This is a genomic window from Streptomyces sp. YS-3, from assembly GCF_045257485.1.
In the GTDB taxonomy this organism is placed as follows: Bacteria; Actinomycetota; Actinomycetes; order Streptomycetales; family Streptomycetaceae; genus Streptomyces.
In genome coordinates this window covers 1-7,633 of the sequence record NZ_JBJHPC010000354.1, presented here as the reverse complement: position 1 = coordinate 7,633, position 7,633 = coordinate 1, and the positions used below count along the sequence as shown (strand labels likewise).

At 71.6% G+C, this 7,633-nt stretch carries 7 protein-coding genes and 1 pseudogene; 7 read left to right on the top strand and 1 reads right to left on the bottom strand.

The genetic code is table 11. The features are described 5' to 3' along the window. Positions 1–286: 286 nt before the first annotated feature. On the bottom strand, positions 287–1,012 hold the full coding sequence (locus ACJA3G_RS24775; protein WP_406555251.1) for an SLATT domain-containing protein: 726 nt from the start codon (positions 1,010–1,012) through the stop codon (positions 287–289). Between the two features lie 319 nt (positions 1,013–1,331). Between ACJA3G_RS24775 and ACJA3G_RS24770 the strand changes: the two genes are divergently transcribed. From ACJA3G_RS24770 to ACJA3G_RS24740, 7 genes and pseudogenes are all read left to right on the top strand, one after another. Continuing rightward, complete coding sequence (locus ACJA3G_RS24770) at positions 1,332–1,667, top strand: YbaB/EbfC family nucleoid-associated protein (protein WP_358833675.1); 336 nt, start codon at positions 1,332–1,334, stop codon at positions 1,665–1,667. A gap of 126 nt (positions 1,668–1,793) precedes the next feature. Beyond that, positions 1,794–2,393, top strand: coding sequence for a recombination mediator RecR (recR, locus tag ACJA3G_RS24765; RefSeq protein WP_406555250.1), 600 nt, complete (start codon positions 1,794–1,796; stop codon positions 2,391–2,393). Then, the gene (locus ACJA3G_RS24760) at positions 2,386–3,045 is read left to right on the top strand and encodes a DUF5063 domain-containing protein (protein WP_406555249.1); all 660 of its coding nucleotides are present in this window, start codon (positions 2,386–2,388) and stop codon (positions 3,043–3,045) included. Before recR ends, ACJA3G_RS24760 begins: the two co-directional genes overlap by 8 nt. Positions 3,046–3,252: 207 nt before the next feature. After that, positions 3,253–4,533, top strand: coding sequence for an aspartate kinase (locus ACJA3G_RS24755; RefSeq protein ID WP_406555248.1), 1,281 nt, complete (start codon positions 3,253–3,255; stop codon positions 4,531–4,533). Then, positions 4,530–5,585, top strand: coding sequence for an aspartate-semialdehyde dehydrogenase (locus ACJA3G_RS24750; protein WP_406555247.1), 1,056 nt, complete (start codon positions 4,530–4,532; stop codon positions 5,583–5,585). Before ACJA3G_RS24755 ends, ACJA3G_RS24750 begins: the two co-directional genes overlap by 4 nt. Positions 5,586–5,880: 295 nt before the next feature. After that, positions 5,881–6,552 carry a SigE family RNA polymerase sigma factor gene (locus tag ACJA3G_RS24745; protein ID WP_406555246.1) on the top strand — a complete coding sequence of 224 codons (672 nt, stop codon included), beginning with the start codon at positions 5,881–5,883 and terminating at the stop codon, positions 6,550–6,552. Then, positions 6,549–7,633 (top strand): annotated as a pseudogene (locus ACJA3G_RS24740) (hypothetical protein); the annotation flags it as partial. The gene ACJA3G_RS24745 and the pseudogene ACJA3G_RS24740, both read left to right, overlap by 4 nt.

Here is a 7,633-nt window from a genome sequence, read left to right as displayed (position 1 = left end):
CACCCCGCTCCGGGGCTCCGCCCCGGMCCCCGCTCCTCAAACGCCGGAGGGGCTGGATGTGCGGAGGCCGGAGGTGCCCATAAGGGGCGCGGGGAACTGCGCGAGCAACCAAGGCCGACCCGCGGCCGAAGTCCGGGCCCATAAGGGGCGCGGGGAACTGCGCGACCAGCCCACCACCGGCCCGCAGCCGAAGTCCGGGCCTACAAGGGGCGCGGGGAACTGCGCGACCAGCCCACCACCGGCCCGCAGTCGAAGTCCGGGCCTACAAGGGGCACCCCCGGAACCGCTACCGCGGCGACTCCGGCGGACGCTGCCGCGGCATGTTCGGCCGGGTCCCCGGCGGAAGCGGGAACCGCCCGGGCCCCGGCACCGCGTCCGGCCGGGGCGACGACGCCGCCAGGGACTGCGTCACCAGCGGCGCCGGCCCGGACCGGAACTCCACCATCCAGTCCGCCGTCTCGGACCGCACCAGCTCCGTCACGTCCTCCGAGAACCGCCGCAGCACCGACAGACACCGCTCCGCGGCCTCCCCCGCCGTCCCCTCCGTGGGCCCCAGCACCTCCCGCACGCTCTCCGACGCCCAGTCGAACTGGAGCCCCTGCAGCCGCCGCTGCACCGCCTGCGCCGTCGCCACGTCCCGCATCCACCCGGACGTCAGCCCGAAGTAGCGGTCGCAGGCCAGGCAGGCCGCGCCGAGCAGGAGGAAGACGTAGCCCCAGCCGGAGGCGCCCGACAGCGCCCCCGTCACATCGAGCAGCGGCAGCGCGGCCCCCGCGATCGCGCCTCCCGCCGTGCACACCCGCAGCACCCGCGCCCCGCGCCGCTTCCACAGCCGGTCCGCCAGATACCACTCCGCCGTGCGCAGCGCTCCCGCCTCGACCCACCGGTACAGCTCGTCCAGCCGTGCCGCGGGTTCGCCCCAGTCGCCGAGCGGGAACGGGCGTCCGGTCAGGTCGCGCTCGTCCCGGGGCGGTCCCGGGGGCCCCTCGGGCTGCATCTCCGGCTGGCTCACCCGGCGCTCCCTCCGCGGTGCGTATCGACATCCCACGTCACCGCAGACGGACGGCGACAGTGACGGTGACGTAACGTACAGTTACGTCTTTCGGCCTTTCCCGAGACGTGACGGCCCTTCCTACCGCCGAATGGTGGGAGCCAGGGCCGATATCCCGGGATTTCACCCCGTAAGTGGGCCTTGATCAGGTCGGAGAACCTCCGTCGAGTCACTCGAAAGAGTTGCGGAGCAGGGCGCGGGGAGACCACGTAGGCTCGGAGTGCCGGATCCTTCCGGCACCGAGCAGACAGCAGTAGTCGACGCGAAGACGGAGTGCACCGTGATCCCTGGTGGTGGCCAGCCCAACATGCAGCAGCTGCTCCAGCAGGCCCAGCAGATGCAGCAGGACCTCGCCCGCGCGCAGGAGGAGCTCGCCGCGACCGAGGTCGACGGCCAGGCCGGCGGCGGTCTCGTGAAGGCGACCGTGACCGGCTCCGGCGAGCTGCGCGGCCTCGTCATCGACCCGAAGGCGGTCGATCCGCAGGACACCGAGGGCCTCGCCGACCTGATCGTCGCGGCCGTCCGCGCGGCCAACGAGAACGCCCAGCAGCTCCAGCAGCAGAAGCTCGGCCCGCTGGCGCAGGGCCTCGGTGGCATGCCGGGGCTGCCCTTCTGAGCCGGGGCGCGCCCCGGCCGTCCGTACCGCCCATGTGAACAGTGGTGAACAACGCGGGTCCGCCCTTCTGCGGCGCCCGCCCACCAACTACCGTAAGCACCCGGAAGACCCACGAGAGGCAGTCCGTTGTACGAAGGCGTGGTCCAGGACCTCATCGACGAATTGGGCAGGCTGCCCGGCGTCGGTCCCAAGAGCGCGCAGCGGATCGCCTTCCACATCCTCCAGACCGAGCCCACCGATGTGCGCCGCCTCGCGCACGCCCTGCTCGAAGTGAAGGACAAGGTCCGGTTCTGCGCGGTGTGCGGCAACGTGGCGCAGGAGGAGCGGTGCAACATCTGCCGCGACCCGCGCCGCGACCAGGCCGTCATCTGCGTGGTGGAGGAGCCCAAGGACGTCGTGGCGATCGAGCGGACCCGTGAGTTCCGGGGCCGCTACCACGTGCTCGGCGGAGCCATCAGCCCCATCGAGGGGGTCGGCCCGGACGATCTGCGCATCCGCGAGCTGCTCGCCCGGCTCGCCGACGGCACGGTCACCGAGCTGATCCTGGCCACCGACCCGAACCTGGAGGGCGAGGCCACGGCGACGTACCTCGCCCGCATGATCAAGCCGATGGGCCTGCGGGTCACCCGGCTGGCCAGCGGACTCCCCGTCGGGGGAGACCTTGAGTACGCGGACGAGGTCACGCTCGGGCGGGCCTTTGAAGGAAGGCGACTTCTCGATGTCTGACGCAACGCTGCACGCGGCCAACCAGGATCCGGACTCCTTCGCGGTCCAGATCGCCGACCAGGTCGAGTCCTTCATCGTCGCGGTCACCGAGGTGGCCAAGGGCGACGAGCCGGACAGTGCCGTGCCGTTCCTTCTCCTGGAAGTCTCCCAGTTGCTGCTCGCCGGGGGCCGCCTCGGCGCGCACGAGGACATCGTCCCGGACGAGCGGTACGAGCCGGACCTCGGCCCCGAGCCGGACGTCGACGACCTGCGCGAGCGGTTCGCCGTCCTGCTGGAGCCGATCGACGTGTACTCGGAGGTCTTCGACCCGTACGAGCCGCGCAAGGCGCCCGTCCCGTGCCGGATCTCCGACGACCTGGCCGACGTCGTCACCGATCTGCGCCACGGTCTCGCCCACTACCGCGCGGGCCGCACCAGCGAGGCCCTGTGGTGGTGGCAGTTCTCCTACTTCTCCAACTGGGGCTCCACCGCCTCCGCCACCCTGCGCGCCCTGCAGTCCCTGGTCGCCCATGTCCGCCTCAACCAGCCCCTGGAGGAGCTGGACGGCCTGGACACCGACGAGGACCTGTCCGAGGAGTCGCTGGCCGACGCGGCGGGCCGGGTGATGGCCGAGGAGATCGCGGGCCCGCTGGGTCTGCGTACGGTCAAGTAGCCCGCGGTCTGTGAGCCGTCCCACACCGTGCGTATCCGCGAGGTGGAGGGGCAGGTGCGCCTTCACGAGCGGACCGGATCCGACCCCCCCTTCCCGGGACCCGTCGCATCGCGAGCGGGACATCTCACGATGTGGCACCTCCCGGGCGGATCCGGCCCGCTCGTTAGACTGAGCCGACCGCAGTAATGGACTGAGCGAGGAGCGCACGTGGGCCTTGTCGTGCAGAAGTACGGAGGCTCCTCCGTTGCCGATGCCGAGGGCATCAAGCGCGTCGCCAAGCGGATCGTGGAAGCCAAGAAGAACGGCCACCAGGTCGTTGTCGTGGTTTCCGCGATGGGCGACACGACGGACGAGTTGATCGATCTCGCCGAGCAGGTATCCCCGATGCCAACCGGCCGTGAGTTCGACATGCTGCTGACCGCCGGAGAGCGGATCTCCATGGCCCTGCTGGCCATGGCGATCAAAAACCTGGGCCACAACGCCCAGTCGTTCACGGGCAGCCAGGCCGGCGTCATCACGGACTCGGTCCACAACAAGGCGCGGATCATCGATGTCACGCCGGGCCGCATCCGCACCGCCCTCGACGAGGGCAACATCGCGATCGTGGCCGGGTTCCAGGGCGTGTCCCAGGACAAGAAGGACATCACCACGCTCGGCCGCGGCGGTTCCGACACCACGGCGGTCGCCCTCGCGGCGGCGCTCGACGCCGAGGTCTGCGAGATCTACACCGACGTCGACGGTGTGTTCACCGCCGACCCGCGGGTGGTCAAGAAGGCCCGGAAGATCGACTGGATCTCCTTCGAGGACATGCTGGAGCTGGCCGCGTCCGGCTCCAAGGTGCTGCTGCACCGCTGCGTCGAGTACGCACGCCGATACAACATCCCGATCCATGTGCGGTCGTCCTTCAGCGGACTGCAGGGCACCTGGGTCAGCAACGAACCACGTACCCGGGCGGAAGGTCAGCAGGTGGAGCACGCCATCATCTCCGGAGTCGCCCACGACGTCTCCGAGGCGAAGATCACGGTCGTCGGGGTCCCCGACAAGCCGGGCGAGGCCGCGGCCATCTTCCGGACCATCGCCAACGCCGAGATCAACATCGACATGGTGGTCCAGAACGTGTCGGCCGCCTCCACCGGGCTGACCGACATCTCCTTCACGCTCCCCAAGTCCGAGGGCCGCAAGGCCATCGACGCCCTGGAGCGGGCCAAGGCGACCATCGGCTTCGAGTCGCTGCGCTACGACGACCAGATCGCCAAGATCTCGCTGGTCGGCGCCGGGATGAAGACCAACCCGGGCGTCACGGCCGGGTTCTTCGAGGCGCTCAGCGACGCCGGCGTCAACATCGAGCTCATCTCGACCTCCGAGATCCGTATCTCGGTGGTCACCCGCGCCGACGACGTCAACGAGGCCGTTCGCGCCGTGCACACCGCCTTCGGCCTCGACTCCGACTCCGACGAAGCGGTGGTCTACGGGGGCACCGGACGATGACCCGCAAGCCGGCGCTCGCGGTCGTCGGAGCGACCGGGAGCGCCGGCGCGGTGCTGCTCCGGATCCTGTCCCAGCGCGCGGACGTCTGGGGCGAGATCAGGCTGGTCGCCTCCGCGCGCTCGGCGGGCCGCAAGCTCGCGGTGCGCGGCGAGGAGTGCGAGGTCCTCGCGTTGGACGAGGAGGCGCTCGACGGCGTCGACGTCGCCCTCTTCCTGGTGCCCGAGCAGGTCGCCGCCCAGTGGGCGCCGGTCGCCGCGGCCAAGGGCGCCGTGGTCGTCGACACCTCGGCCGCCTTCCGGATGGACCCGGACGTGCCGCTGGTGGTGCCCGAGGTCAACCCCCATGCCGTACGGCTGCGTCCGCGCGGGATCGTGGCCTCCCCGCACTGCGTCACCCTCGCGCTGATCGTGGCGGTGGGCGCGCTGCACGCCGAGTACGGCCTGAGCGGGCTGGTCGTCTCCACGTACCAGGCGGTCAGCGGCGCCGGCCGGGCCGGTGTCGCGGCCCTGCGCGGACAGCTCTCCCTCGTCGCCGGTACGGAACTGGGCACCGCGCCCGGCGATGTGCGCCGGGCCGTGGGCGAGGACACCGGGCCGTTCGCGGCGCCGGTGGCGCTCAACGTGGTGCCCTGGTCCGGGGACCCGGCCGGGGACGGCTGGTCCAGCGAGGAGCTGGGGCTGCGCGAGGAGACCCGCAAAGTGCTCGGCCTGCCGCGGCTCGCGGTGGCCGCGACCTGTGTCCGGGTCCCGGTGGTCACCACCCACTCCGTCTCCGTCCACGCGACCTTCGAGAACGAGGTCGAGGTGGCGCGGGCCCACGAGATCCTGGCGACCGCGCCCGGCGTGGTGCTCCTGGACGACCCGGCCGCGGGGGAGTTCCCCACGCCCGCCGACGCGGTCGGCACCGATCCGGCGTGGGTGGGACGGGTCCGGCGCTCGCCCGACGATCCGTGCGCGCTCGATCTCTTCGTCTGCGGCGACAACCTCCGCAAGGGCATGGCTTTGAACGCCGCTCAGATCGCCGAGCTGGCGGTCGGCGAATTCCCCCGCTGAACACCCGAGCGATTTCCCGGCGGAGAAGGCCACAGAGTTTGTACGATCTGTGAACGCTCTGTGAGCAAGTCGCTGGTCTGTACCACTTGAACTGCGCCGTTGCCCTGTTACACGATTCATTTCCGTGTCCCTGCAACCGGCAGCCCGGCATGGAGCGTCTATGCGGTCGCCCATCAAGGTGCCGTAAATATCGGGGCATTGGGGAAGAGCGAGTACGCATGAGGGCATTTGTCGCACTGTCAAAAACGGTGTCGTACGCGTACAACCCTGACGGGGGGAAGCGTGTCCAACTGGCGTGGCAGAGGTTCTCGATATCACCGCGATTCCGGTACGCGGCGCAGTGGTCCGTCCGCTCCGGCGGCCGTGGCCTGCCGGCGGCATGCCGGTGATCGCCCCCATGCCGACCGCGCGCCCCACCCGCGTCCCCGCACAGCCGACGTCGGCCCGCGAGGGCACTGACGACACCATGGCCGCAGGGACCACCGTCGACCATCTCACCGAGACCTACCGCGCGCACTACCGCTCACTGCTCGGGCTCGCCGCGCTGCTGCTCGACGACACGGCCTCCTGCGAGGACGTCGTCCAGGAGGCCTTCATCCGCGTCCACTCGGCCCGTTCGCGCGTGCGCGAACCCGAGAAGACCCTCGCGTATCTGCGCCAGACCGTCGTCAACCTCTCCCGCTCCGCCCTGCGCCGCCGCATCCTCGGGCTCAAGCTGCTCTCCAAGCCGATGCCCGACATGGCGAGCGCCGAGGAGGGGGCGTACGACCAGCTGGAGCGGGACGCGCTGATCAAGGCCATGCGCGGCCTCCAGCGCCGCCAGCGCGAGGTGCTCGTGCTGCGGTACTTCGCGGACATGACCGAGTCCCAGGTCGCCGAGACGCTGGGGATATCCCTGGGCTCGGTGAAGGCGTACGGCTCGCGCGGTATCGCGGCCCTCCGGATAGCCATGGAGGCACCGGTATGAGCGCCAAGTGGAATGCGGGATTCGGAGACAGGGAGGACCGAAGGGGAGACGGCGGGGAGCGCGGCGACCACCGCGACCGCCGCGACCGCGACGACCACGCACCTGGCGCCCTCGGCGCCGACGGCGCGGCCGGGGCCCGGGGGGAACACGGGCACCACGGCGACCGCCATCACGGGGAGAGCACATACGGGCCCGACCGCCCTTGGGACGACCGGACTGGAATCGGCATTGTGAACGACCCCTTCCCACCTGGCCTCACGCCCGACGAGGACGCGCTGCGCCGGCTGCTGCACGGCGCGGTGGACGGCCTGGAGCCGTCCGACGGGGCCCTGGACCAGCTGCGCCGGGCCGTCCCCGCCCGCCAGGCACGCAAGCGGCAGGCGGTGGTCGGCGCGGTCGCCGCGGCGCTGCTCATCGGCACCGCGATCCCCGCCTTTCTGCACGTCGCCAACACCGGCGGGACGTCCGAGGAGCGGCCCACCATCGCCGGGCACGGCCGGCAGACCCAGGGCGGCACCGGCACCGCGCCGGGCGTGGAGGACGGCGAGCGGGCGGCCGGCCGGCCCTCCGGCCGCAGCACCCCCGCCCCGACGCCGAGCGGCACCGTGAAGTCCCAGGAGCCCGGCCCGACCGCCGCCGGTGGCACGGCGGGGGGCCCGAGCGCACCCGTCGGCGGGCCCGTCGAGGTCGACTCACCGGCCTGCGACGCCACCGAACTCGGAGTGAAGTCCGCGCGCATCAGCAGGCCCGACGCCGACGGCAAGGTGTACGGCACGTTCCGCGTCGCCAATGTCTCCAAGAAGCTCTGCCAGGTCAGCGGCGCGGGCAGGGTCGACTTCCAGGCGCTCGGCGCGGCCGACGCCTCCCGGATCACCGTCGTCGACCACGCCACCGGTGACCCGGCGGCCGGGCTGCCCGATCCCTCGCTCGAAGCCACCGGCCTGGTGCTCAAGCCGACGGCCGCGTACGAGATCAAGTTCGCCTGGGTGCCGTCCGAGACGTGCCCCAAGCCGCAGCCCTCGCCCGACCCCTCGCCGTCGACGGCCGGCGGAGGGGGCGGCGGCGGGGCGACCGCGGGCAC